Origin of the sequence: Yonghaparkia sp. Root332, assembly GCF_001425665.1 — a bacterium.
Classification (GTDB): domain Bacteria; phylum Actinomycetota; class Actinomycetes; order Actinomycetales; family Microbacteriaceae; genus Microcella.
Map to the genome: position 1 here is coordinate 24,301 of NZ_LMCX01000002.1, position 24,369 is coordinate 48,669.

General features: G+C 73.2%; 22 protein-coding genes and 1 tRNA gene. 16 read left to right on the plus strand and 7 right to left on the minus strand.

Annotated features, from left to right (window positions below; all coding sequences use genetic code 11):
- Window positions 1-49: 49 nt before the first annotated feature.
- Window positions 50-544 (minus strand): Rv3235 family protein, encoded by a 495-nt coding sequence (locus ASC54_RS07880; RefSeq protein WP_055898178.1) that lies wholly within the window; start codon window positions 542-544, stop codon window positions 50-52.
- Between the two features lie 185 nt (window positions 545-729).
- Between ASC54_RS07880 and ASC54_RS07885 the strand changes: the two genes are divergently transcribed.
- On the plus strand, window positions 730-1,314 hold the full coding sequence (locus tag ASC54_RS07885; protein ID WP_055859557.1) for a hypothetical protein: 585 nt from the start codon (window positions 730-732) through the stop codon (window positions 1,312-1,314).
- Here the strand turns inward: ASC54_RS07885 and ASC54_RS07890 are convergent.
- A complete protein-coding gene (locus ASC54_RS07890; protein WP_055859561.1) occupies window positions 1,290-1,574 on the minus strand; it encodes a helix-turn-helix domain-containing protein in 285 nt (94 codons plus the stop codon). The genes ASC54_RS07885 and ASC54_RS07890 overlap by 25 nt on opposite strands.
- Window positions 1,575-1,719: 145 nt before the next feature.
- Here ASC54_RS07890 and ASC54_RS07895 point away from each other — a divergent pair, with 145 nt between their 5' ends.
- Genes ASC54_RS07895 through ASC54_RS07905 form a run of 3 tightly spaced genes read left to right on the plus strand, consistent with a single transcriptional unit; the run spans window position 1,720 to window position 5,512 of the window.
- Window positions 1,720-2,358, plus strand: coding sequence for a hypothetical protein (locus tag ASC54_RS07895; protein WP_055898181.1), 639 nt, complete (start codon window positions 1,720-1,722; stop codon window positions 2,356-2,358).
- Between the two features lies 1 nt (window position 2,359).
- Window positions 2,360-4,003, plus strand: coding sequence for a hypothetical protein (locus ASC54_RS12835; protein ID WP_055898184.1), 1,644 nt, complete (start codon window positions 2,360-2,362; stop codon window positions 4,001-4,003).
- A gap of 9 nt (window positions 4,004-4,012) precedes the next feature.
- Window positions 4,013-5,512 (plus strand): sensor histidine kinase, encoded by a 1,500-nt coding sequence (locus ASC54_RS07905; RefSeq protein ID WP_055859572.1) that lies wholly within the window; start codon window positions 4,013-4,015, stop codon window positions 5,510-5,512.
- A gap of 103 nt (window positions 5,513-5,615) precedes the next feature.
- Here the strand turns inward: ASC54_RS07905 and ASC54_RS07910 are convergent, their stop codons facing one another.
- On the minus strand, window positions 5,616-5,864 hold the full coding sequence (locus tag ASC54_RS07910) for a WhiB family transcriptional regulator (RefSeq protein WP_055859575.1): 249 nt from the start codon (window positions 5,862-5,864) through the stop codon (window positions 5,616-5,618).
- A gap of 212 nt (window positions 5,865-6,076) precedes the next feature.
- On the opposite strand from ASC54_RS07910, the gene ASC54_RS07915 reads away from it, so the two are divergent.
- Window positions 6,077-6,484: a hypothetical protein gene (locus ASC54_RS07915; protein ID WP_055859577.1), complete on the plus strand. Its 408-nt coding sequence runs from the start codon at window positions 6,077-6,079 to the stop codon at window positions 6,482-6,484.
- 32 nt (window positions 6,485-6,516) lie between these two features.
- On the opposite strand, the gene bcp is transcribed toward ASC54_RS07915, so the two are convergent.
- Window positions 6,517-6,993 carry a thioredoxin-dependent thiol peroxidase gene (gene bcp / locus ASC54_RS07920; protein WP_055859580.1) on the minus strand — a complete coding sequence of 159 codons (477 nt, stop codon included), beginning with the start codon at window positions 6,991-6,993 and terminating at the stop codon, window positions 6,517-6,519.
- 166 nt (window positions 6,994-7,159) lie between these two features.
- Here bcp and ASC54_RS07925 point away from each other — a divergent pair.
- The 3 genes from ASC54_RS07925 to ASC54_RS07935 all read left to right on the plus strand — a co-directional run bounded on the left by ASC54_RS07925 (window position 7,160) and on the right by ASC54_RS07935 (window position 10,751).
- Window positions 7,160-7,232, plus strand: a tRNA-Lys gene (locus ASC54_RS07925).
- 81 nt (window positions 7,233-7,313) lie between these two features.
- On the plus strand, window positions 7,314-7,946 hold the full coding sequence (locus tag ASC54_RS07930) for a LysE family translocator (RefSeq protein WP_055898186.1): 633 nt from the start codon (window positions 7,314-7,316) through the stop codon (window positions 7,944-7,946).
- A 69-nt stretch (window positions 7,947-8,015) separates the two neighbouring features.
- Window positions 8,016-10,751, plus strand: coding sequence for an AMP-binding protein (locus tag ASC54_RS07935; protein ID WP_055898189.1), 2,736 nt, complete (start codon window positions 8,016-8,018; stop codon window positions 10,749-10,751).
- On the opposite strand, the gene ASC54_RS07940 is transcribed toward ASC54_RS07935, so the two are convergent.
- Window positions 10,748-10,954: a hypothetical protein gene (locus ASC54_RS07940; protein WP_055859590.1), complete on the minus strand. Its 207-nt coding sequence runs from the start codon at window positions 10,952-10,954 to the stop codon at window positions 10,748-10,750. The genes ASC54_RS07935 and ASC54_RS07940 overlap by 4 nt on opposite strands.
- A 113-nt stretch (window positions 10,955-11,067) precedes the next feature.
- On the opposite strand from ASC54_RS07940, the gene ASC54_RS07945 reads away from it, so the two are divergent.
- From ASC54_RS07945 to ASC54_RS07955, 3 genes are read left to right on the plus strand one after another with little or no spacing between them, the layout of a single operon-like run.
- The gene (locus ASC54_RS07945) at window positions 11,068-11,628 is read left to right on the plus strand and encodes a TetR/AcrR family transcriptional regulator (RefSeq protein WP_055898192.1); all 561 of its coding nucleotides are present in this window, start codon (window positions 11,068-11,070) and stop codon (window positions 11,626-11,628) included.
- Between the two features lie 10 nt (window positions 11,629-11,638).
- On the plus strand, window positions 11,639-14,515 hold the full coding sequence (locus ASC54_RS07950; protein ID WP_055898194.1) for an MMPL family transporter: 2,877 nt from the start codon (window positions 11,639-11,641) through the stop codon (window positions 14,513-14,515).
- Window positions 14,512-16,422: a YhgE/Pip domain-containing protein gene (locus tag ASC54_RS07955; RefSeq protein WP_055898197.1), complete on the plus strand. Its 1,911-nt coding sequence runs from the start codon at window positions 14,512-14,514 to the stop codon at window positions 16,420-16,422. Before ASC54_RS07950 ends, ASC54_RS07955 begins: the two co-directional genes overlap by 4 nt.
- 336 nt (window positions 16,423-16,758) lie before the next feature.
- Here the strand turns inward: ASC54_RS07955 and ASC54_RS07960 are convergent, their stop codons facing one another.
- On the minus strand, window positions 16,759-18,273 hold the full coding sequence (locus ASC54_RS07960) for an amino acid permease (protein ID WP_055859603.1): 1,515 nt from the start codon (window positions 18,271-18,273) through the stop codon (window positions 16,759-16,761).
- Between the two features lie 223 nt (window positions 18,274-18,496).
- Here ASC54_RS07960 and ASC54_RS07965 point away from each other — a divergent pair, with 223 nt between their 5' ends.
- From ASC54_RS07965 to ASC54_RS07985, 5 genes are read left to right on the plus strand one after another with little or no spacing between them, the layout of a single operon-like run.
- On the plus strand, window positions 18,497-19,876 hold the full coding sequence (locus ASC54_RS07965) for a glutamine synthetase family protein (RefSeq protein ID WP_055898200.1): 1,380 nt from the start codon (window positions 18,497-18,499) through the stop codon (window positions 19,874-19,876).
- Window positions 19,857-20,615 carry a gamma-glutamyl-gamma-aminobutyrate hydrolase family protein gene (locus tag ASC54_RS07970; RefSeq protein WP_055898202.1) on the plus strand — a complete coding sequence of 253 codons (759 nt, stop codon included), beginning with the start codon at window positions 19,857-19,859 and terminating at the stop codon, window positions 20,613-20,615. Before ASC54_RS07965 ends, ASC54_RS07970 begins: the two co-directional genes overlap by 20 nt.
- Window positions 20,612-21,970, plus strand: coding sequence for an aldehyde dehydrogenase (locus ASC54_RS07975; protein ID WP_055898205.1), 1,359 nt, complete (start codon window positions 20,612-20,614; stop codon window positions 21,968-21,970). The genes ASC54_RS07970 and ASC54_RS07975 overlap by 4 nt, the downstream gene beginning before the upstream one ends.
- A 16-nt stretch (window positions 21,971-21,986) precedes the next feature.
- Complete coding sequence (locus ASC54_RS07980) at window positions 21,987-22,775, plus strand: 3-oxoacyl-ACP reductase (protein WP_055859613.1); 789 nt, start codon at window positions 21,987-21,989, stop codon at window positions 22,773-22,775.
- A gap of 12 nt (window positions 22,776-22,787) precedes the next feature.
- Window positions 22,788-23,519: a FadR/GntR family transcriptional regulator gene (locus ASC54_RS07985; protein WP_055859616.1), complete on the plus strand. Its 732-nt coding sequence runs from the start codon at window positions 22,788-22,790 to the stop codon at window positions 23,517-23,519.
- 50 nt (window positions 23,520-23,569) lie between these two features.
- Here ASC54_RS07985 and ASC54_RS07990 read toward each other — a convergent pair whose 3' ends face one another.
- A complete protein-coding gene (locus ASC54_RS07990; protein WP_082514978.1) occupies window positions 23,570-24,361 on the minus strand; it encodes a sugar phosphate isomerase/epimerase in 792 nt (263 codons plus the stop codon).
- Window positions 24,362-24,369 lie beyond the last annotated feature (8 nt).

Consider the following 24,369-nt stretch of genomic DNA (forward strand, 5'->3'; position numbering starts at 1 on the left):
CAAGCAGGGGACGCGGCCGTGCGTCAAGGGGCGCGGCGCGCGGTGAGAGTCAGAGCACGTGGATGGCGCTCGCCCGCCAGCGGCGGTCGAGCCCTTCGAGACGCACGGCGACGGCGCGCGACCGTGCGCGGGAGTTCACGACGACGACAGCCTCGATGATGCCGTCGCGGGGCTCGCAGATGATGGTGGAGCCGAGGGCGAAGGCGGGTCGCACAGCCGGGCGACCGCGAGCGGCGCGGGCGCGGGCCGAGATGACCTGGCGCTTCAAGAGCGTGGAGTACACGTCGTCGGTGACCCAGCGTGCGATCTGCTCGAGCTCGCGCGCACCGGCGAGGATCTCGATGACGCAGCGGGTGAGGTTCTCGACGAGGGGTCGAGGGTCCGGCAGGTCGGCCGTGGAGGTCGGCTGGTAGTCGAAGAACTCCTCGTGCGCGATCCGGGCGTGGATGGTGCGGCCGGAACGTGTGCGCGCTCGAGGCGCGGCGGCACCCTCGGTGCTCGACTCGACGACGGGGGACTCCGCGGATGCGGCGGCAGAGCTCATTCCCACTCCTCTTCTCCGAGGGATCCAGGCGGCGCCGCTCGCGGGGCGGGTGGCAGACCGTCGCGTTCACCCCCGTTCGGGGGGCTGGATCACTCAAGCAGAATGATTCCTCAGTGTCCAGGGGGTGGCGCGAACTGTGGAGAACCGTCCCGGGACCGTCGGAGGCCCTGGCTAGCGTCGCCCGCATGCGCTGGGACCACCTCTTCGACGACCTCGCCGGGCAGCTCGAGCACGAGCTCCGGGCGGAGGAGGCCGATCTCCAGCACGAGGAGGAGCGACTGCGGCTCGGCCGGCTCACGATCCGCGATCGCATCGCGGCGCTGCAGCGCTCGGGCGATCCGGAGGCGCGTCGGGTCCGCTACCGCTCGCGCGCGGGCGAGGTCCACACCCTGCGACCCCTGACGGTCGGCCGGGACTGGATGGCGGGCGACCTCGATGATCGACCGGGAGCACAGGGCGTCGTGCCGTTCTCCGCGATCGAGGCGCTTCTGATCGATCGCGGGCAGGTCGCGGACTCGCTCACCGCGAGCCCGGAGGGTCCCGTGCTCGCCGCCCGGCTCGGCATCGCATTCCTGCTCCGCGACCTCTGCCGACGTCGCACCCCGCTCACGGTGGAGACGAGCACCACGCGCGTCACCGGGACGATCGACCGCGTGGGCCGCGATCACCTGGACGTGGCCGTGCACGAGCTCGACACCCCGCGCCGCGAGAGCGCCGTCGATCACATCCGCGTGATCGCGCTCGATCAGGTGCTCGTGCTGCGCCTCTGATCGGGGAAGATCTCGGCCACGTCGGCGTACTCGGCCTCGTGCCAGAGCGCGAGGCGGCGGCTCTCGTCGTACTTGTCGGCGATGAACGACTCGAGCACGGCGTGCTCGACGCGCCACTGGCCGATCGACCCGAGTCGGATGGCCGGGAGCTCGCCCGAGCGGACGAGGGCGAGGACCTCCGCCGCGGTGAGACTGAGCACCTCGGCGACGTCGGTGAGGGTGAGGAATCGCCCCATCGCGTCGGAGGTCGGGTCGGCCATGCTCCGATCTTCGCACCACGCCCCTGGCACGCACGAGCGTGTGGATAACTGCGCTCGGCGACCGCGGGCATTGCTCATCATCGTTCGCGTCCTGCCGCGCTCCGCGACGTCGGGACGCCCCCGCCGCCCCCTGCCGAGGAGCCCCATGAGCCAGCGCGATCGCGACGACCGTCCCGCCCGACGCCGTGCCCCGGATCCGCGTCTGCTCATCGGCCTCGCGCTCGTCGCGGCCTCGATCGCGGGCGTCGTCGGCATCGTCGCGGCCAACGACGACGGCATCGAGGTGTACGCCGCACCGCGCCTGCTGACCGCCGGCGAGCGCATCACCGCCGACGATCTGGACGTGCGCCGCGTCTCTCTCGGCGCCGATTCCTCCGCCTACCTGGCCGTCGACTCCCTCCCCGCCTCCGGCGTCATCGTCGCGCGCACGATCGGGGAGGGGGAGCTGGTGCCCTCGGCCGCGGTCGGCGACGAGCGCGGCCCCTCGACCACGACGATCGTCGTGGCGCTCACGACCCCGCTCGGGGAGACGGTGCGCGCCGGCGATCAGCTCGATGTCTGGGCGTCGCCGCAGGAGGAGGCCGGTCGGTTCGGCGCCCCCGTCGTCATCAGCTCGGGGGCCCAGCTCGTGCGGGAGGTCGCCGAGGAGGGCCTGGTGGCGGGTGCGGAGGCCGCGCGCGTGGAGCTGCTCGTCCCTCGTCGCGACGTCGCGCGCATCCTCGACGCTCTGGCGAACGGCGACGCGCTCGCGGCCGTCCCCGTGTCGCTCGCGGTGGGTCGCTGACGTGCGGGTCGCGCTCGCGCTTCCCGGCTCGCTCTCCGATGCGGTCGAGCTGGAGCTGCTGCGCGCCGGCCACCGCATCGCGTGGCGGGCCGACGACCGCGAGTCGCTGCTCGCCCAGCTCGCGGAGGTGGTCCCCGACGTCGTCCTCGTCGCCGACGACCCCGCCGTCGCCACCACCGAGGTCGTGGGGGCGTGCGACCTCCTCGGGGTCCGCACCTGTCTCGTGCGCGCCGACGACGCGGTCTCGGCGACGGCCCGGCTGCTCGGCGTGCACGACATCCTCCGGGTCCTCCCGGGCCTACCGATCGACCTGAGGGTGCTCGCCCCTCCGTTCGACGCCCTCGATGGCGGCATCGCCGACGCCGCCGGAGCCCACCCCGGCTTCGCCGGTGCGCCCCCGTCCTCCGCACCCGCCGCTCCGATCGCTGCGGCGACGGATGCTCCGCCTCCCGCCGCGCCCCCTGCGACGGGCTCGGCCCCGCCGCCCGCCCTCCTCCCGCCGCACCGCATCGACCCATCGGCCTCGCCGACCGAGGCCGATGGGCGCCCCCGCCGGACCCCGCGCCAGCCGGGCGCGTCACGTCGCTGGCCGTGGTCCCGCGACCGCGATACGCGAGCCGACGCGACCCCCGAAGCGGCGGAGCCCGCCGGCGCGCACGCCTCGACCCCGCCCGCCGCACCCTCCTCGTCGGCCTCTACCCTGTCGCCACCCGACTCATCGGCACCGAGCGAGAAGCCCGCGGCGGAGCGGGCCGTTCCCCTCGCCACCCCGCCCGCGCAGCGCATCGTCGCGGTCTGGGGCCCGGCGGGCGCCCCCGGCCGGACGACTCTCGCGATCGCACTCGCCGCCGAGCTCGCCGCCCGGGGCCTGCGGGTCTGCCTCGTCGACGCCGACACCTACGGCGGCACGGTCGCCCCCGCGCTCGGGCTCCTCGACGAGGCACCGGGCTTCGCCGCCGCGTGCCGCCTCGCGGGGTCCGACGCGCTCACCGAGGGCGAGCTCGACCGGATCGCGCTGACCTACGGCGGCACGGCGGCACCCTTCCGCGTGCTCACCGGCATCGGCCGCCCGCATCGCTGGCCCGAGCTCTCGCGCGACCGGGTCGCCCGGGCTCTCGAGGCCGCGCGCGGGTGGAGCGACGTCGTGGTCGTGGACACCGGCTTCAATCTCGAGACCGACGAGGAGGTCTCGAGCGACATGCTCGCGCCTCGTCGCAACGCCGCGACGATCGCCGCCCTGCGCGCGGCGGACGAGGTGGTGGCGGTCGGCGCCGCCGACCCGGTCGGTCTCGCGCGCCTGCTGCGCACGCACGCCGACCTCCTGGAGACCGTGACGACCGACCGCGTCCACGTCGTGGCCAACCGGATCCGCGCGAGCGTGCTCGGCATCGATCCGGGCGGTCAGGTGCGTCAGACGCTCGATCGCTTCGGCGGCATCGCCGACCCGATCCTCATCGCCGATGATCCGAGCGCCGCCGACGCCGCGCTGCTGAGCGCCCGCACCGTGCTCGATGTCGCGCCGCGCTCCGCTCTGCGGCAGGGAGCCGCCGCTCTCGCCGACCGCCTCGGGTACGGCGCCGCCGCGTCGCGCGGCCGCGGGGCGGCGTCATCGCGCGGTCGAGGGATGCTCCGGCGGACGGGGTAGCCTTTCGGGGTGTCGACCCTCTCCGATCTCGTCCACGAGCACGCGGCTCTGAGCGACGCCGACATCGAGTGGCTCCACCTGCTGATCGCGGAGGGCCAGCTGCTCGCCGACCTCGCGTTCGCGGACATCGTGCTGTGGGTTCCGACCACCGGGGGCGGCTTCGTCGCCGTCGCGCACGCGCGCCCGTCGAGCTCGGCGACGCTGTTCTACCGTGACTTCGTCGGCCAGGAGATTAAGCCCGAGTGGCGCCGCCAGGTGACCCAGGCCTTCGAGACCGCCCGTATCGTCGACTCCAGCGCGCCCGACTGGTACGAGGAGACGCCCACGCGCGTGCGGGCCGTGCCCGTCGTGCGGCGGCTGTCGCCGGGCGGGAAGGCCGTGAGCGAGCATCCCATCGCGGTGATGACGCGCCACACCAACCTGAGCGAGGCGCGCATGCCGAGCCGCCAGGAGCTGACCTTCAACGAGTGCGCGAACGACCTGTTCGAGATGATCGCGAGCGCCGACTTCCCCGACATGGCCGCGCCGAGCGGCCCCCGCCGCGGTGCCCCGCGCGCCTCCGACGGGCTGATCCGTCTCGACGTCGACGGCACGGTGACCTTCGCGAGCCCCAACGGACTGAGCGCCTTCAACCGCATGGGCTTCGCCGGCGAGCTCGAGGGCGAGTCGCTCGCCGACGTCACGACGCGACTGCTGCACGGCAAGCTCGTCGTCGACGAGTCGCTGCCGCTCGTCGTCACCGGCCGCGCGCCGTGGCGCACCGACATCGACGCGCGCGGCGTGACGGTGAGCCTGCGGGCGATCCCGCTGCGGCTCGGCGGCGTGCGGATCGGCGCGATCGTGCTCGTGCGCGACGTCACCGAGGTGCGGCACCAGGAGCGCGAGCTCATCACCAAGGACGCGACGATCCGCGAGATCCACCACCGCGTGAAGAACAACCTGCAGACGGTCGCCTCGCTGCTGCGCATCCAGGCCCGCCGAACCCACAGCGAAGGGGCGAGGGATGCCCTGACGCAGGCCATGCGCCGCGTCGCCGCCATCGCGGTCGTGCACGACACACTCTCGGAGGGGCTCAACCAGAACGTCGACTTCGACGTCGTGTTCTCGCGCGTGCTCATGCTCATCGCCGAGGTCGCCTCGAGCCACAACACGGTGGTCCGTCCGAAGTCGACGGGCAGCTTCGGCACGCTGCCGAGCGAGTACGCGACGCCCCTCGCGCTCGCTCTGACGGAGCTGGTCACCAACGCGGTCGAGCACGGGCTGGTCGGCCGCTCGGACGGCGAGGTGGAGATCGTCGCGAGCCGCACCGACGACAGCCTCGCGGTGAAGGTGCGCGACAACGGCGGAGGGCTGCCCGAGGGCAAGGTCGGGTCCGGGCTCGGCACGCAGATCGTGCGCACGCTGATCCAGGGCGAGCTCGGCGGCACGATCGACTGGCACACGCTCGAGGGCGAGGGCACCGAGGTCACGATCGAGGTCCCGCTGCTCTACCTCAAGCGTCGCGCATAGCGGCCGGAGCGCCCGGTCGGCGCTCGCGAGCACCGCACGGAGGGCAGAGGAACGCCCCGCCTCCGCGCGATGCTCGCAGCGACGACGGGGCGGTCGAGGGGAGCTACGAGGCGCGGCGGGCGCGAGCGGCGCGGCGCTTGAGCGCGCGGCGCTCATCCTCGCTGAGTCCGCCCCAGACGCCCGAGTCCTGGTTGGTCTCGAGGGCGTACTGCAGGCAGGTCTCCGTCACCGAGCAGCGACCGCACACCGTCTTCGCCTTCTCGATCTGGTCGACCGCGGGGCCGGTGTTGCCGACCGGGAAGAACAGCTCGGGGTCAGCGGTGAGGCAGGCTGCCTTGTCACGCCAGTCCATGGGACAGTGCTCCTAGGGTTGGGGTCGGGCGCCAGAGAAGTGCCGAGAAGTGCTTTGATTGGCGCACCGCGACCTCGTGCGAACGAGGTCTCTGAGTGGGGAGTGAAGAGGGATCTTCAGGACGGCCCACAGCGTTGTAGGCGGCACTTCAACCGCAACTAGGCTCGCACGTAACACGATCGAAATCAAGGGTTTCCGCGAGAGGGGTTTGCGTGCAGGACACCGGCCGGCCACCTCTCGTCATCCTTCTGGTCGTGATCCTGGGGGCGGAGGCGGCCCTCATGATCGGGGTCTCGCTCGTCCTCCTGGTCGAGCTCGTCACCGTTCCCGCGACCTCGATCGCCACGGCCGTCGCGCTCCTCGTCGCGTGCGCCATCGCGGCCATCTGGCTCGTGGTCATCACGATCGCCGCCTGGCGCGGTCGATCGTGGACGCGCGGCGGCGCCCTCGTGTGGCAGTTCCTCCAGGTCGCCGTGGGCGTCGGCAGCATCCAGGGCCTCGTTCCGCGCCCCGACATCGCGACGTGGCTGCTCGTTCCCGCGATCGTCGCGATCGTGCTGCTGCTCACCCCCTCGGTGAGCGAGCACCTCGCACGTCATGACGACGGGCCCGAGTCGTAGCGACCCGAGCCCGTCGACGATGAGGGGGAGGCCTACGCGTCGATGCCGAGCTTCTTGCGCAGGCTCGCGACGTGGCCGGTCGCCTTGACGTTGTAGAGCGGGTGCGTGACGACGCCGTTCTCGTCGATGACGAACGTCGAGCGGATCACGCCCGTCACGGTCTTCCCGTACATCGACTTCTCGCCGTACGCGCCGTACGCCTGGTGCACGGCGAGGTCCGGGTCGCTCAGCAGCGGGAAGGAGAGGTTCTCCTCCTCGGCGAACTTCTGCAGGGCCGCCCCGTGATCCTTCGAGACGCCGAGCACCTGGTAGCCGGCGGAGGCGAGCGAGTTCAGGCTGTCGCGGAAGTCGCACGCCTGCGTCGTGCAGCCGGGCGTCGAGGCGGCCGGGTAGAAGTACAGGACGACCTTCTTCCCGGCGTAGTCGGCGAGAGAGACGTGGTTGCCGTCCTTGTCGGGCAGGGTGAAGGCGGGGGCCGGCGTGCCGGCCTCGAGGCGGGCCTCGGTCATGGGGGCTCCTTGGGAGTGAGGGGGTCAGCGCGCGCGTCGCCCTCCGGGCGCCGTCGCTTCGTGGTCAGTGTATGGATGCGCTCCCCGGGTCGCCTGGACGCCCGCCGTGTAGAACGCCCCCTTCGATCTCTGCTATCGTTGCCTCTCGGTTCGCTCGTCGAACTGCGCACCTCTAGCTCAATTGGCAGAGCAACTGACTCTTAATCAGTGGGTTCCGGGTTCAAGTCCCGGGGGGTGTACGAAACCCCGGTTCGCTCTCGCCAGCTGCCGGGGTTTTCTCGTGCTCAGCGGCTCTATCGCGCGGCCCTAGCATCGGGAGCGTGGTGTTCGGTCCCGAGTTCGCGGCGTTCCTCCTGACGTCGATCGTCATCATCGTCGTGCCCGGCCCCGGCGTGCTGTTCGTCATCGGGCGCGCTCTCGCGCTCGGCACGCGCGCGGCCCTCCTGAGCGTCCTCGGCGGCGCGCTCGGCGTCGGCCTCCAGATCGCGTCGGTCGCGCTCGGCGTCGGGGTCGTGATCGCGCAGTCGGAGCTCCTGTTCACGATCCTGAAGATCGCCGGCGCACTCGTCCTCGTCTGGCTGGGCGTGCAGTCGATCCGGCACAGGAACGAGTTCGGCGAGCAGGAGCTCGACCCCGTGACGCCGCGCACGACGACGATCGTGCGCGAGAGCGTCGTGGTCGGCATCACGAATCCGAAGACGATCGTCTTCTTCGTGGCCGCGCTGCCGCAGGCCGTCGTGCCGGGCGGTGCCGAGCCGGCGGTGCAGATGCTGCTCCTCGGCGCGATCTTCCTCGTCATCGGCATCGTGAGCGACGGGCTCTACGGCATCGCGGCCGGCACGGCGCGCGAGTGGTTCGCCTCCAATCGCAGCCGCATCGCCGCGGTGCGCGCGGCGGGGGGAGCGGCGCTCATCGTGCTCGGCATCGTCATGGCCTTCGCGGCGCGCTCCTGATCGGTCGAGCGGCCCACCGGCCCTCCGCTCTCGCGGGACCGCCTCACTTAGGCTAGCCTTACCTGCGCCATGGCCTCCGTTCTCCCCGCCTCGATCGCGCGCTCGCGGGCGACCCCGGTCGCGCACCCGTTCCTCGGTGGGGGAGACGAGCAGGTCGCGCTCGTGGGGGAGCGCGGGGCGACCTCGTACGGGGAGCTCCGCGACCGCGTCGTGCAGCGCTCCGCGCTGCTCGGCGCCGACCGCCGGCTCGTCATGCTCGCGGCCCGTCGGGACGAGGAGACGATCGTGAGCCTGCTCGCCGCGCTCGCGGGCGGGCATCCGGTCATCATGATCGACGGCGAGAGCGACGCGGGCGCCGCCGAGACGCTGCGCGCGGGCATCCTCGCCGAGTACGACCCCGACACGATCGTCTCGTCGGTCGACGGCGAGGCGCGCCTCGAGCATCGCCGCGACGCGAGCGCCCACGTGCTGCACCCCGACCTCGCGCTCCTTCTCAGCACCTCGGGCTCGACGGGCTCGCCGAAGCTCGTGCGCCTCTCGCGCGGCAATCTCGTGAGCAACGCGCGCAGCATCGCCGAGTACCTCGCGCTCACCCCCGCCGACCGCGGCGCCACGACCCTGCCGCCGCACTACTGCTACGGCCTCTCGATCATCACGAGCCACCTCGCCGCCGGCGCGAGCGTGCTGCTCACCGACCGCTCGGTCGTCGAGCCCGCCTTCTGGAGCGAGGTCGAGGCGGCCGGCGTGACCTCGATCGCGGGCGTGCCGCACTCGTTCGACCTCATCGAGGCCTCGGGAGCGCGCCCGCTCGAGCTGCCGGCGCTGCGCTGCCTCACGCAGGCGGGCGGGAAGCTCGGACCCGAGCGCGTGCGGCGCTGGGCGCGCGCGTCGGCCGCGCACGGCCTCGACTTCGTCGTCATGTACGGCGCGACCGAGGCGACCGCGCGCATGGCGTACCTGCCTCCCGCGCTCGCCGAGGAGCGCCCCGAGGCGATCGGCATCGCGATCCCCGGCGGCGCGCTGCGCATCGACGCGCCCGATGACGAGGGATGCGGCGAGCTCGTCTACTCCGGACCGAACGTCATGATGGGCTACGCCTCGACCGCGGCCGACCTCGCTCGCGGGCCCGAGCTCGACGAGCTGCGGACGGGCGATCTCGCGCGGCTCGCCCCGGACGGCCTCGTCGAGATCGTCGGCCGCTCGAGCCGCTTCGTGAAGCTCTTCGGCCTGCGCGTCGACCTCGACCGGATCGAGTCGCTGCTCGCCGAGAAGGGAATCCCCGCCTACGCCGTCGACGCCGACGACGCCGTGCTCATCGGGTCGCCGTCGTTCGACGAGCTCGAGTGCGTGCCCGGGCTGCTCGCCTCGGCGACCGGGCTGCCGACCCGCAGCTTCCGCGTCGCCATGGTCCAGGAGCTCGCCGTGACCTCGAGCGGGAAGCCCGACCGGGCGGCGTTGCGGGCCATCGCCGAGCGCGCCGTCGAGAGCGCCGTCGAGAGCGCCCTCGTCACCGAGCCGGCGCCCGTCGGCGCGGTGAGGACCCTCGAGCGGGCCGCGACCGACGGGTCGGCGGCGCTCGCCGAGGCCGTCCGGAGTCTGTACGCGGTCGTCCTCGACCGACCGGACGCCGCCGTCGAGGACAGCTTCGTCGCGCTCGAGGGGGACTCTCTCGCGTACGTCGAGGCGGTCGTGCGGCTCGAGCGGCTCGTCGGCGAGCTGCCGCGCGACTGGCCGTCGCTCACGGCGGTCGAGCTCGGCGCGATCGCGAGCGAGCGCCGGGCATCCGCCTCATCGGGCGAGCGCCGCGCCGCCCATCGCGAGGCCGATCGCGGCGGCGGCCCGGCCGCACCCGCGCGCGCGTCGCGCTGGTCGACCGCGACGCTCGAGGCCCCCGTCGCGCTGCGCGCCCTCGCGATCATCCTCATCGTCGGCACGCACGCGAACCTGCTCGGGCTGCAGGGCGGTGCGCACGTGCTGCTCGCCGTGCTCGGCTACAACCTCGCGCGGTTCCAGCTCGCGGGCATCGACCGCGCCGCGCGCGTGCGCAGCCTCCTGCGCGCGACCGCGATGATCGCCGTTCCCGCGACTCTGTGGATCGGAGCCGTAGGCCTCACGACGGGAGCGTACGAGCCGACGACCGCCCTGCTGGTGAACTCCTGGCTCGGCGAGCCCGCCGGCTGGGCGAGCGCGACGTGGTCGGAGCAGTGGCGGTTCTGGTTCATCGAGGCGGCCGTCGCCGGAGCGCTCCTGCTCGCGCTGCTCGTCGCCGTGCCCGCGCTCGACCGGCTCGAGCGTCGGCGGCCGTTCGCGCTCGCGCTCGGCGCCGTCGGCCTCGCCCTCGCCGCGCGGGTCGTGGCGACCGGCGGCATCACGTCGGGCGCGGTCGAGCGGTACGCCCCACCCGGGGTGCTCTGGCTGCTCGCCCTCGGCTGGCTCGTCGCGCGTGCCGGGTCCCGGTCGCAGAGGGTCGTCTCCTCCGTCGTCGCCGTCGTCGGCACCGTCGGCTTCTTCGGCGACGCGCAGCGCGAGGCCGTCGTGATCGCGGGCCTGCTCGCGCTCGTCTGGGTGCGCGCGGTGCGTCTGCCGCGCATCCTGATGCCGATGGTCACCGCGGTCGCCTCGGCGTCGCTGTTCGTCTACCTCGTGCACTGGGAGCTGTACCCGCTGCTGGAGGACGACGCCCCGCTCGCGGCGACCGCGGTGTCGTTCGCGGCGGGGATGCTCGTGTGGGCTCTCTGGCGCAGAGCGCTCCGCCTTCCCCGCTGGGGTCGACGGCTCGCGGTGCGCGCCCGATCGACGACCTAGCTGTCGACGAGCTGGAAGGCCGGGTCGCCCGGCGTCTTCTGGTCCTCGATGATCGTGCCGACGGCGATCGCGACGCTGATGCCCCAGCTCGCCCACATGAGCGCGAGGCGCCAGTCGTGGGGGCCCTTGCGGGTGGCGTTGATGACGCTCACGGCCGACACCGCGGCGCTGATGATGGCTCCGTTGAACAGGTACTTGCGCACGAATGCACCTCCATTGGCTCGGTCGCCCACGCTACCGGGTGGCCTCGACCCGGTGCGGCCGGTGCTCAGGATCCGCCCAGCAACCTGACCGATCGGTCAGGTATGGTCGTGCGGTGTCCCGATCCGAAGATCTGCGCCTCATCGCGCTCGCCGAGTTCGCGAGCGCCGGGTACGCCGCGACCTCGCTGCAGCGCATCGCCGACCTCGTCGGCGCCTCCAAGGCGAGCGTCCTCTACCACTACGACTCGAAGGAGCAGCTGCTCGAAGCGGCCCTCGCTCCGGCCCTGGACGACCTCTCCGCGCTCATCGACGCCACGGCCGCCAGCGGCCTCGACCTCGCGCATCGCGCGGCGTTCGTCGAGCGCTTCGTCGACTACCTGCTCGAGCACCGCCAGGTCGTCCACCTCGTGATCAACCAGGGAGCCACGCTCGAGGACGTCCCCGTCATGCAGAGCGCGCTCGTGCAGATGCGCCGCGTCGCCGACCTCTTCGACCTGGCCGCGGGCTCGCCCGTCGAGCGCCTGCGGTACGGCATCGCGCTCGGCGGCGCCGCGTACTGCCTCGCCGCCGCTCGTCAGCTCGACGTGGTCGAGGAGGAGCCGGAGATCCTCCGCGCCGGACTCCTCGCCGTCATCAGCGAGCTCCTCCTCCCCATCGCCGACCCCGCCCGCTAGGAGCCCACCCGTGTCGACCCTGCTCTACCGCATCGGGCGCGTCGCCTACCGCCGCGCCTGGCTCGTCCTCGTCTCCTGGGTGCTCCTGCTCGCCGCCGCGCTCGGCGGCGGGCTCGCACTCGGCGGGCAGACGGAGGAGGCGTTCTCCATCCCCGGCACCGAGTCGCAGGAGGCGCTCGACCAGCTCCACGAGCTGTTCCCGGCCGTCGCGGGGGCGAGCGCGCAGGCCGTCGTGGTCGCTCCTGAAGGGTCCTCGGTGACGGATGCGGGCATCCGCGCCGAGATCGACGACCTCGCGGCCGACCTCGCCCGCGTCGACGGCGTCGAGGCCGTGCTCGGCCCGTTCGACGAGTTCGCCGACGGGCAGGTGAGCGACGACGAGCGCGTCGCGATCGTGCAGGTGCAGCTCGCGGGCACCTCGGAGGAGGTCGGGGAGTCCACGCTCGACGCGCTCATCGCCACGGGGGACGACCGCGCGTCGCGCGTCGAGTTCGCCGGTCAGGTGTTCCAGGACACGACGGTCGGCATCACCGCGAGCGAGGTCGTCGGCCTCCTCGTCGCCGGCCTCGTGCTCGTGGTGACCTTCGGCTCGCTCGCCGCGGCGGGGATGCCCCTGGTCACCGCCCTCATCGGCGTCGGCATCGTGATGGGCGGCATCCTCGCCCTCGCCGCGGCGATGCCCGTGTCGAGCTCGGCGCCCCTGCTGGCGCTCATGATCGGCCTCGCCGTCGGCATCGACTACGCGCTGTTCATCGTCTCGCGCCACCGCACCCAGCTCGGCCGCGGCATGGACCCGGCCGAGTCGGCCGCCGTCGCCGTCGGGACGGCCGGCAGCGCCGTCGTCTTCGCCGGGCTCACCGTCATCATCGCGCTGCTGGGCCTGCTCGTCGTCGGCATCCCGTTCCTCTCCGTCATGGGCGTCGGCGCGGCCTTCGCCGTGCTCGTCGCGATCGCGGGCGCGGTCACCCTGCTCCCCGCGCTGCTCGGCCTCGCCGGCTCGCGGCTCGTGCCGCGGACCGGCTCGCGCGCCTGGCGCCGCGCCCAGCCCGAGGCCGAGCACGCGCGCACGATGGGGCGCCGCTGGGTGCGCGGGGTCATGAAGCGCCCCGTGCTCACGACCGTCGCCGTCGTCGCCGTCCTCGGCACGCTGTCGATCCCGACCTTCTCGCTCGACCTCAACCTGCCCGACGGCGGCAACGAGCCCGCGGGCTCGACCCAGCGCGAGGCCTACGACCTCATCGCCGACGCCTTCGGACCCGGCACCGCCGGCCCGCTGCTCGTGACCGCCGACATCACGCAGACGACCGACATCCTCGACGACCTCGCGGGCATCCGCTCCGAGCTCGAGCGGGTCGACGGCGTCGCGAGCGTCAGCCCGGGCATCCCCTCGCCGGGGCTCGAGCTCGCGATCTTCCGCGTCGCGCCCGAGACCGCGCCCGACGACCCCGCGACGAAGGTCGTCGTCGCCGAGCTGCGCGACGCCGCGGCCGGCATCGAGGCCGACTTCGGCACGCCCCTGTCGGTCACCGGCACGACCGCGGTCGGCATCGACATCTCCACCCGGCTGACGAACGCGCTCGTGCCGTTCGTCCTGATCGTCATGGGCCTGTCGATCCTGCTGCTCATGGCGGTGTTCCGCTCGGTGCTCGTGCCCGTGAAGGCGGCGCTCGGCTTCATGCTGACCGTCGGCACGGGGCTCGGCGTCTCGGTCGCGGTCTTCCAGTGGGGCTGGGGGGCCGAGCTCCTGCACACCGAGGCGGGGCCGATCCTGAGCTTCATGCCGATCATCCTCATGGCCGTGCTCTTCGGTCTCGCGATGGACTACGAGGTCTTCCTCGTCTCCGGGATGCGCGAGGAGTACGTGCGAACGGGCGACGCGCGCGCCGCCATCGAGGACGGCTTCGCGCACGGCGCCCGCGTCGTGACGGCCGCCGCGCTCATCATGTTCTTCGTCTTCGCGGCGTTCGTGCCCGAGGGCTCGAACCTCATCAAGCCCATCGCGCTCGGCCTCGCCGTCGGCATCGCGGTCGACGCCTTCGTCGTGCGCATGACGCTCGGGCCGGCGATCATGACCCTCCTCGGGCGCCGCGCCTGGTGGTTCCCGCGCGCGCTCGAGCGGGCGATGCCCGACCTCGACGTCGAGGGCGAGAGGCTGCGCCACCATCGCGAGCACACCCTCTGGGCCGCCGAGCAGGGCGACGCGGTCGTCGTCGCCGACCGCCTCGAGCTCCAGGGCGCGGATGCCGTGCTCTCGCTGCGCGCGCACGCCGGCGACCGCGTCGCCCTCGTCGCCGATCCCGTCACGCGCCGCATCGCGGCGGCGACGCTCGCCGGCTACCTTCCGGCGCTCGGCGGTCGCGCCCTCGTCGCCGGCGCCGTCCTCCCGTCGGAGGCCGGGCGCGCTTCGCGCCGCGTGAGCCTCGTCGACCTCGGCGGCGCCCGCTTCGCGGCCACCGCGACCGCGGGCGAGCTCGTCGCCGAGCGCCTCGCGCTCGCGCCGCGCGCCGCGCGCCGCGGCGGCTCCTCCGGCCGCTCCTCCGGCCGCTGGCTCGACCGCCTCGCGACCCTCGCCGAGCGCCACGGCTCGACCGTGTCGCCGATCACGGCCGGCGAGCCCGTCTCGGCCCTGCCCGTCCCCGCCCGCGCGCTGCTGCTCGCCGCGGTCGCGACCATCGACGGCACGCCCGTGCTCGTGCTCGATGGCTCGGACGGCGCGCTCGCCCCCGCCGACGTCGATGCGATCGACGCGGTGGTGCAGGCGCTCGCCGGCCCCGACGTCGTCCGCATCTGGGGCGTCGCACCGGAGACCGCGCACGACCTGGATCCGTCGGACGAGCTCGCGCTCCTGCTCGACACCGCCCTCTCGACCTCGGAGGCCCCCCGATGAGCACCTCGACCGCCGCCGCCGCGCCCCTCGCCGCGCCCCGCGCCCGCCGGCGCCGCCCGCGCCGCTGGGCGGGCATCATCGCCGCCGTCATCGTTCCGCTGGGGCTCGTGGGCGCCGCCCTCGCCGCCGTCGGCGACGCGGACGACGCGCTCGATCGCATCCCCGCCGCCGTCGTCAACAGCGACGAGCTCGTCACGACGACCGGCCCGGACGGCGAGGAGCAGCCCGTCTTCGCGGGGCGTCAGCTCGTCACCGAGCTCACCGGCCCCGACGCGACGGGCTTCGACTGGCGCGCCACGAGCGCCGAGCAGGCCGAGGCCGACCTCGCCTCGGGCGAGGTGCTCGCCGTGCTGACCATCCCCGAGGGCTTCTCGCGCTCGCTGCTCACCGTCGGCTCGCCCGACCAGGAGCTCGCCCCGCTCGCGATCGAGACCGACGACGCGCACAGCTACCTGGCCGGCACGATCGTGGAGTCCGTCGGCGCGAGCCTCGCTGAGCAGTTCGGCGACACGGTGACCGCGCAGTACCTCGCGGGCCTGCAGTCGGGCCTCGGCGAGCTCGGCTCGGCGCTCGGCGACGCCTCCGACGGCGCCGCGCAGGTCGGCGACGGCGTCGGCGAGGTCGGAGCGGGCGTCGCCTCGCTCGGCGACGGCATCGCCGCGCTCGGCTCGGGTGCCGACGCCTCCGCCGCGGGAGCGCGCGACCTCGCCGCGGGACTCGCCCAGTACACGGGAGGGGTCTCGAGCCTCTCGAGCGGACTCGCCCAGCTCGACCGGGGCGCCGATGGGCTCGACCAGCTCTCCGCCGCCGTCGCCTCGGCCGATGCCGCCGCGGTCTCGGCCGCCGGGCAGCTCGCCGCACTCGTCCCCGCCATCCAGGGATCGAGCCTCACCGACGCCGAGAAGCAGGCCTACATCGCCGCGCTCACGCAGGCCCAGATCGCGGCCGGCACGACGAGCGCCGTCGCGCCGCAGCTCCAGGGAGCGATCGACGGCATCCAGGGCGGCATCGCCATGAGCGCGACGGGTGCGGCCTCGCTCGCGGGCAGCGGCCCCTCCCTCGTGCAGGGCGCGGATGCTCTCGCCGACGGCCTCGGAGCCCTCGGGTCGGGCGCCGCCGAGGCCAGCGCCGGAGCCGGTGAGCTCGCCGCCGGAGCCGACGCCCTCGCCGCGGGCGCCGACGAGCTCGCCGCGGGCCTCGCCGACGGCGCCGCGCAGGTGCCCCAGTCCGGAGACGCCGAGCTCGCGAGCTCGCCCGTCGCCGTCGAGTCGACGCGCGCCAACGCCGTCGACGACATCGGGGGAGTGCTCGCCGCGACCCTCGCGCCGATCGGGCTCTGGCTCGGAGCGCTCGCGACGATGCTCGTCGTGCGCCCCGCGGCTCCGGCCGTGATCGGCACGGCCGCGACGGCCGGCGCGATCCTGCGCCGGGTGCTCGGGCGGGCATCCCTCGTCGCGGTCGGGCAGGCGGCGCTCGTCACGGTGCTGCTCGTCACGGCGGGCGGCGTCGACCTCGCCCTCGCGCCCGGAGTCTTCGCGCTCACGGCGCTCATCGCCCTCGCGCTCACGGCGCTGCATGCGGCGCTCGTGCTCGGGCTGGGGCGCGCGGGGCTCGTGGTGTCGATCCTCCTGCTCGGCGTGCAGCTCGTCGCCGTCGGCGGTCTCATCCCCGTCGCCGCGCTCGCCGAGCCGTTCCCGACGCTCAGCGCGGTGCTCCCGCTCTCGTACGCCGTCGACGGGCTGCAGGCGCTGCTCGCCGGCGGAGACGCGGCGCGCATCGCGGCCGCCGTGGGGGCGATGCTCGTCGTCGGCGTGCTGTCGCTCGTCGTCGCGCGGCTCTCGGTCGGCCGCGCGCGGCGTCGCGCGGCGCTCGCCGGGTTCGCGCCGCGCGCCCTCGCGCGGGCGTAGCGCGGCTCATCGGGCCTGCGGGCCGGACCCGGTCTCCGCCCCGCCGGCCCGGCAGGCCTCGCCGGGCGTCGGCCGGCGTGCACGTTCTCCGGAGTTGCGGGACGACCGCACATCGCGGCGCGCCCGGGCGAGCGTCCCTCGCCGGATCTCCGGAGAACGTGCGCACCGCCGGTCGGCGACGTGCGCACCGCGGGTCGGCGACGTGCGCCCGCGGACCCGTCATCCGCCTGACAACGGCGCGCGGAGGAACGGGAGTCGACGCGAACGGGCCGCGGAGATCGCTCCCCGCGGCCCGTCGCGCAGTGCCGGTCGCTCACCCCGCGGTGAGCGGGTCGATCACTCCTTCGTCAACTCGTGCGTCCCTCCGCTCATCGCGTACTCCTCCTCGGGGGAGAGCACGAGCTGCGTGCGGTAGTGCACGGCGAACCCGATGAGGATGAGCGCGTACACGATGATGATCGCGACGATCGCCGCCTGGAACGCCGGGTTCACGAGGAGCCCGATGAAGACGAGCGCGGCGATCGCGGCGGCGCTGTAGGCGCCGAACAGACCCCACGGGCTCTTGTACGGGCGGTTGGCGTTCGGGAACTTCCGACGGAGGATGAGGAACGACACCATCTGCAGGAAGTACGCCACGACTGCGCCCCACACTGCGATGTTGAGGATGATCGCGCCGGCGACCGCGCCGACGCCCTCCGGGTCGAGGCGCGCGAGGAGGTCGAGTACCACGATCGCGATGAAGCCGACGACGGCGCCGACCGTGAGCGCGACCCACGGGGTCTGGTTCCTGCCGGTGAGCGACAGGAACTTCGGGTAGTACCCGGCCCGCGAGAGCGAGTACATGTTGCGCCCGTAGGCGAACATGATGCCCTGCAGCGACGCGAGCAGGCCGATGAGCGCGAAGATCGCGAGCACGGCGGCGAGCTCGTCGCCCACGATCGCCCGGAACCCGTCGAGCAGGGGCTCGAGCGAGGTGCCCGTCGCCTCCGCCCCGAGGACGCCGGTGTTGAGGAAGAGGACCAGGACGCCCGTGACGATGAGCGTGCCGCGCGCGAGGACGCCGGCGCGCGGGATGTCCTTCTCCGGGGTGTGCGACTCCTCCGCCGCGAGCGGCAGCTCCTCGATGCCGAGGAAGAACCACATGGCGAACGGCAGTGCGAACAGGATCGGCACGATGCCCTCGGGGAGGAACACCGACGAGCCGGCCACGTCGGGGTTCGGCGCCATGTCCCACAGCTTGTCGAACGAGAACAGGCCGGAGGCGAGGGCCATCACCGAGAAGACGACGATGATGCCGATGGCGATGATCGAGACGACGATGGCGAAGCGGAACGAGATGTGCGCGCCGGCCGCGTTGAGCGCCACGAACGCGACGTACAGCACGATCCACCAGATCCACATCATGTCGGCCTCGGCGAGCGAGAAGCCGAGCAGGCCGCTCGTGACGCCGTCGAGGTACTGCGCCGAGAAGAAGACGATGACGGCGGTCGTCGCGACGTACTCGATCGTCTCCGCGGCCCCGGTGATGAGGCCGCCCCACGGCCCCATGGCCGAGCGGGCGAAGGAGTACGCGCCTCCGGTGTGGGGCATGGCCGCCGACATCTCGCTGATCGAGAAGGTCAGGCCGTAGTACATGACCACGAGCACGACGAAGGCGATGAGCATGCCGCCGAAGCCCGCGAAGTCGATGCCGAAGTTCCAGCCGGAGAAGTCGCCGGAGATGACCGCCGCGACGGCGAGGCCCCAGAGGCCCCACACTCCCGCTGTTCGGCGCAGGCCGCGCTTCTCGAAGTAGCCCTTGTCGACGCGGGTGTACGTGACACCGCCCGTCGCCTTGGTCGTTTCCGCCATGCATTCCTCCTGGGGGGATGGACATCGAGTCCGGGGTGGACAGGGGGTGGAGCAGTCATGCGCGTTCGATGGCACGGCGCCACGGTGCGCTTAGTGGGGAAGCATGCCGCTAAAGGTGGCCTGTGTCCACCATTGACGCGCGAGAAGCCCGCAGAACGGCCGAGGCTTGGGCGGGGTGTGTGGTACTAATGGTCGAAACCGTGCCAGTCGAAGGAGACGAGCCATGTCCGCTGCACCCTCCGGAGTCCGCTCGGGGAACCTGAGCGCCCACGATCTCGAGAAGAGCATCCGCGCGGGGGAGATCGACACCGTCATCGTGGCCTTCACCGACATGCAGGGCCGTCTGGTCGGCAAGCGCGTCTCGGCGCGGCTGTTCAGCGAGGAGGTCGGCGCGCACGGCGCCGAGTGCTGCAACTACCTGCTCGCCGTCGACGTGGAGATGAACACCGTCGACGGCTACGCGATCTCCAGCTGGGAGCGCGGCTACGGCGACATGGTCATGCAGCCCGACATGGACACGCTCCGGCTCATCCCGTGGCTGCCCGGCACCGCGATGGTGCTCGCCGACCTGCTGTTCCTCGACGGCACCCCCGTCGCGCCGAGCCCGCGCGCGATCCTCCGCCGCCAGATCGACCGCCTCGCCGAGCACGGGCTCGTGCCCTACGTCGGCACCGAGCTCGAGTTCATCGTCTTCGACGACGGCTACCGCGACGCCTGGCGCAAGGGCTACCGCGACCTCACCCCGGCGAGCGACTACAACATCGATTACGCGCTCATGGCCTCCACGCGCATGGAGCCGCTGCTGCGCGACATCCGCCTGAGCATGGACGGCGCGGGCATGTACTGCGAGGGCGTCAAGGGCGAGTGCAACCTCGGCCAGCAGGAGATCGCCTTCCGCTACGCCCACGCTCTCGCGACGTGCGACAACCACTCGATCTACAAGAACGGGGCGAAGGAGATCGCCGACCGCCACGGCAAGTCGCTGACGTTCATGGCGAAGTTCAACGAGCGCGAGGGCAACAGCTGCCACATCCACCTCAGCGTGCGCGGCGCCGATGGCACGCCCGTCATGGCCGGCGACCGCGAGCACGGCTTCTCGCCGCTCATGGAGCACTGGCTCGCGGGCCAGCTCGCCGCGATGCGCGAGCTCACCCTGTTCTTCGCGCCCGCGATCAACTCGTACAAGCGCTACGTCGAGGGCAGCTTCGCGCCGACCGCGATCGCGTGGGGCTTCGACAACCGCACGTGCGCGCTGCGCGTCGTCGGCCACGGGCAGAGCCTGCGCGTCGAGAACCGCGTGCCGGGCGGCGACGTCAACCAGTACCTCGCGACCGCCGCGATCATCGCCGCGGGCATCCACGGCATCGAGAACGAGCTCACCCTCGAGGAGGCCTTCGCCGGCAACGCCTACGGCTCCGACAAGCCGCGCGTGCCGTCGACCCTGCGCGAGGCCGCCGAGCTCTTCGCCGGCTCGGAGATCGCTCATGCGGCGTTCGGGCAGGATGTCGTGGACCACTACCTCAACATGGCGCGCGTCGAGCAGAAGGCCTACGACGCGGCCGTCACCGACTGGGAGCGATTCCGTGGCTTCGAACGATTCTGACCGGCACCGCCGACCCGTCATCGGGCTGACGACCTACCTCGAGCAGGCGCACACGGGCGTGTGGGATGTCCCTGCCGCGTTCCTGCCCAAGGTCTACTTCGAGGCGGTCACGCGCGCCGGCGGGACCGTCGTCCTGCTGCCTCCCCAGCCGGTCGACGAATCCGTCGCCGACAGCATCCTCGACGGACTCGACGGCCTCATCATCACGGGGGGCAAGGACGTCGAGTCGAGCCGGTACGGGCAGACCCCGCACCCGACGAACGATGCGCCGCGCACCGATCGCGACGACTTCGAGTTCGCGCTCCTGGAGCGCGCGATCGCCCGCGACATCCCCTTCTTCGGCATCTGCCGCGGGATGCAGGTGCTCAACGTGCTGCGCGGGGGCACGCTGATCCAGCACCTGCCGGAGGTCATCGGCAGCGAGCGGTACAACGCCGGTGGCGGGGTCTTCACCCCGAACCCGGCGATCACGGTGCCCGGCACGCGCCTGGCCGAGCTCGTCGGCGAGCAGGTGACGGCGCAGAGCTACCACCACCAGGCGCTCGACGAGGTCGGCGAGGGGCTGACGGTGAGCGCGCGCGGCGACGACGGCATCATCCAGGCGGTCGACGTCGACGGCATGAGCTTCGGCGTCGCGGTGCAGTGGCACCCCGAGATGTCGCCGGAGGATCTTCGCCTGTTCGCGGGCCTCGTCGACGCGGCCGTCGACTACGCCGAGAGCCGCCGGGTGCACGCGTGAGCGAGACGACCCTCATCAACCCGGCCGACGAGTCCGTCATCGGCACGGTCCGGCACGCGACGCTCGAGGAGGTCGATGCGGCCGTCGCGCGCGCTGTCGTCGCCCAGCGCGCGTGGGCCGCGCTCGCGCCCGTCGACCGCGCCCGCGCCCTGCGCCGCTTCGCCGCGACCGTCGACGCCCACGTCGAGGAGCTCGCGCAGCTCGAGGTGCGCAACTCCGGCCACCCGATCGGCGCCGCCCGCTGGGAGGCGGGCAACGTGCGCGACGTGCTCGACTACTACAGCGGCGCGCCGGAGCGGCTCATCGGCCAGCAGATCCCCGTCGCCGGCGGGCTCGACGTCACCTTCCACGAGCCGCTCGGCGTCGTCGGCGTCATCGTGCCCTGGAACTTCCCCATGCCGATCGCCGGCTGGGGCTTCGCGCCCGCGCTCGCCGCCGGCAACGCGGTGCTGCTGAAGCCCGCCGACTGGACGCCCCTGACGGCGATCCGCCTCGGCGAGCTCGCCCTCGAGTCGGGCCTGCCCGAGCACCTCTTCCAAGTGCTGCCCGGCCGCGGCTCGGTCGTCGGCGACCGCTTCGTCACCCACCCGGCCGTGCGCAAGGTCGTCTTCACCGGATCCACCGAGGTCGGCAAGCACGTCATGGCCGGATGCGCGGCGCAGGTCAAGCCCGTGACGCTCGAGCTCGGCGGCAAGAGCGCGAACATCGTCTTCGCCGACGCCGACCTCGAGGCAGCGGCATCCGGCGCCCCCGGGTCGGTCTTCGACAACGCGGGGCAAGACTGCTGCGCGCGCTCGCGCCTGCTCGTGCAGCGCAGCGTGCTCGACCGGTTCCTCGAGCTGCTGGAGCCCGCCGTACGAGGCTTCCGCGTCGGCGACCCCACCGACGAGGCGACCGAGATGGGGCCGCTCGTGTCGAAGAGCCACTTCGAGAACGTCGCGGCCTTCCTCGACGGCAGCGCGCCCGTCGCGTTCACGGGCACCGCGCCCGGGGGCCCCGGCTACTGGATGGCCCCGACCGTGCTGCTGCCGGACCGCACCGACCGCGTCGCGACGGAGGAGATCTTCGGCCCCGTCGTCTCGGTGCTGCCCTTCGACGACGAGGCCGATGCGATCGCGCTCGCGAACGACTCGATCTTCGGTCTGTCGGGCTCGATCTGGACGCGCGACCTCGGCCGCGGCATCCGCGTCGCCCGCGGGGTCGAGAGCGGCGCGCTGAGCGTCAACTCGCACTCCTCCGTGCGGTACGCGACCCCCTTCGGCGGGTTCAAGCAGTCGGGGCTCGGGCGCGAGCTCGGTCCGGATGCTCCGCTCGCCTTCACCGAGACCAAGAACGTCTTCTTCTCCCACGGCTAGGAACGGAGCCCGCACCATGACCATCACCCCGATCGACCTCACCCAGCGACTCGCCGGGAAGGTCGCCGTCATCACGGGCGGCGCGAGCGGCATCGGCTTCGCGACCGCGAGGCGCTTCGCCGCGGAGGGCGCGCGCGTCGTCATCGGCGACATGAACCCGGAGGCCGGCGAGGCCGCCGCGGCCGAGGTCGACGGGCTCTTCGTGCAGGTCGACGTGACCGACGAGGCCCAGGTCAACGCACTCTTCGACACGGCGGTCGCGACCTACGGCTCGCTCGACATCGCCTTCAACAACGCGGGAATCTCGCCGCCCGACGACGACTCGATCGAGACGACCGAGCTGCCGGCATGGGACAGGGTGCAGGACGTCAATCTCAAGAGCGTCTACCTCTGCTCGCGAGCCGCGCTGCGCCACATGGTCGCCCAGCAGTCGGGCTCGATCATCAACACCGCGTCGTTCGTCGCCGTCATGGGCAGCGCCACCAGTCAGATCTCGTACACCGCATCGAAGGGCGGCGTGCTCGCCATGACGCGCGAGCTCGGCGTGCAGTTCGCCCGCCAGGGCATCCGCGTCAACGCCCTGTGCCCGGGCCCCGTCAACACGCCCCTGCTGCAGGAGCTCTTCGCGAAGGACCCGGAGCGGGCGCAGCGCCGCCTCGTGCACATCCCCAAGGGCCGCTTCGCCGAGGCGGAGGAGCTCGCCGCCGCCGTCGCGTTCCTCGCGAGCGACGACGCGTCGTTCATCACCGGCTCGACCTTCCTCGTCGACGGCGGCATCAGCGCCGCGTACGTCACCCCGCTGTAGCGCCCGCCGATCATGACCGACCCCGCCCCGCCGCCCGAAGGGCTCGCGCTCGAGGCCTTCAGCCGACCGGTGCGGGGCGGCAACGCCTTCGAGGAGACCCTCGCCCGCCTCCTGCAGCTCATCCGGCTGGGGGTCGTGCCGCCGGGGGAGGCCCTCGCTCCCGAGCGCGAGCTCGCCGCGCGGCTCGAGGTCAGTCGCGACACCGTGCGCGAGGCGATCCGGGCGCTCGCCGAGGCCGGCTACGTCGAGTCGCGGCGGGGCCGCTACGGCGGTACGTTCGTGCGCGAGCCGCTCCCGCACCCCGAGGACGGGCCGGGGGAGCGCGTGTCTGCCGACGAGGTGCGGGATGCCCTGCTCGTGCGCGACGTGCTCGAGGTCGGCGCGGCGAGGGCAGCGGCATCCACGCCTCTGACGGCGGCGCAGCGCGACGATCTGGCGACCCGCATGCGCGAGGTCGCCGCCGCGGAGGGCGCGGAGTACCGCCGGCTCGACTCGCGGCTGCACCTCACCCTCGGCGAGCTCGCCGGGAGCCCCACGCTCGTGTCGCTGCTCGCCGACAACCGGATGCGGGTCAACACCCTGCTCGATCGGATCCCGCTGCTGCCGCCCAACATCGCGCACTCCAACGAGCAGCACGAGCGCATCGTGTGGGCCGTGCTGTCGGGCGACGCGGACGGCGCCGCGGCCGCGATGACCGAGCACCTCGAGGGCACGGCGTCGCTGCTGCGCGGGTTCCTGGCGTAGGCGGCAGGCGCGTCGGCCCCCGGCAGGCGCGTCGGTCCGTCGGGCGCGGCTCAGGCGAGGTGCGCGCGCGCGAACGCGACCGTCTCGCGCAGCTCGGCCAGGCGCGCGGCGTCGTCGCGGCCGCAGTGCCGCGTGTTGAGCTCGGCGACGACATCGCCCGCGAACCCGCTCGCCGCGAGGTGGCGCAGCAGCGCCGCGACCGGCTGTCCGCCGCGGCCCGGGACGAGGTGCGCGTCGACGAGCAGCCCCCCGGCGTCGGGCGCGGCGGCGTCGCACAGGTGCACATGATGAAGCCGGTCGCCCCACGCGCGCGCGAGATCGAGCGCCGAGACGCGCGCCATGCTCGCGTGCGAGACGTCGAGCACGAGGCGGTCGACGGCGAGCTCGCCCGGGTTCCAGTGCGGCGCGAACGCGTCGCGCGTGCGGCCGCCCGCCGCGACGGGGAACATGTTCTCGACCGCGACGGTCACCCCCGTCGCGGTGGCGGTCTCGGCGACGGCGTCCTCGAACGCGGCGGCCCACCGGCCCTGCCAGCGCCAGGGCGGGTGGGCGACGACCGTGGCCGCTCCCAGCTCGGCGGCGAGGGCGGCGGCGCGCTGCAGCTTCGTGCGCGGGTCGCGCCCGAAGACGAGGGTGCTGAAGAGCAGGACGGGGGCGTGGATGCTCAGCACGGGCATCCCGTACCGCGACGACAGCGCGCCGATCGCCCGGGCGCTCTGCGTGGCCGGGTCGCTCGTGATCATGATCTCGAGGCCGTCGAACCCGGCCTCGCGCGACAGACGGAACGCGGGCTCGAGCCGCCGTGGGAGCACGCTCGTGGTGCCCATGCCGACGCGGATCACGCGGCCAG

Coding starts and splice junctions, on each gene's coding strand:
- ASC54_RS07880 (WP_055898178.1), bottom strand. CDS start 544: ATGAGCTCTGCCGCCGCATCCGCGGAGTCCCCCGTCGTCGAGTCGAGC.
- ASC54_RS07885 (WP_055859557.1), top strand. CDS start 730: ATGCGCTGGGACCACCTCTTCGACGACCTCGCCGGGCAGCTCGAGCAC.
- ASC54_RS07890 (WP_055859561.1), bottom strand. CDS start 1,574: ATGGCCGACCCGACCTCCGACGCGATGGGGCGATTCCTCACCCTCACC.
- ASC54_RS07895 (WP_055898181.1), top strand. CDS start 1,720: ATGAGCCAGCGCGATCGCGACGACCGTCCCGCCCGACGCCGTGCCCCG.
- ASC54_RS07910 (WP_055859575.1), bottom strand. CDS start 5,864: ATGGACTGGCGTGACAAGGCAGCCTGCCTCACCGCTGACCCCGAGCTG.
- bcp (WP_055859580.1), bottom strand. CDS start 6,993: ATGACCGAGGCCCGCCTCGAGGCCGGCACGCCGGCCCCCGCCTTCACC.
- ASC54_RS07935 (WP_055898189.1), top strand. CDS start 8,016: ATGGCCTCCGTTCTCCCCGCCTCGATCGCGCGCTCGCGGGCGACCCCG.
- ASC54_RS07955 (WP_055898197.1), top strand. CDS start 14,512: ATGAGCACCTCGACCGCCGCCGCCGCGCCCCTCGCCGCGCCCCGCGCC.
- ASC54_RS07960 (WP_055859603.1), bottom strand. CDS start 18,273: ATGGCGGAAACGACCAAGGCGACGGGCGGTGTCACGTACACCCGCGTC.
- ASC54_RS07965 (WP_055898200.1), top strand. CDS start 18,497: ATGTCCGCTGCACCCTCCGGAGTCCGCTCGGGGAACCTGAGCGCCCAC.
- ASC54_RS07980 (WP_055859613.1), top strand. CDS start 21,987: ATGACCATCACCCCGATCGACCTCACCCAGCGACTCGCCGGGAAGGTC.
- ASC54_RS07985 (WP_055859616.1), top strand. CDS start 22,788: ATGACCGACCCCGCCCCGCCGCCCGAAGGGCTCGCGCTCGAGGCCTTC.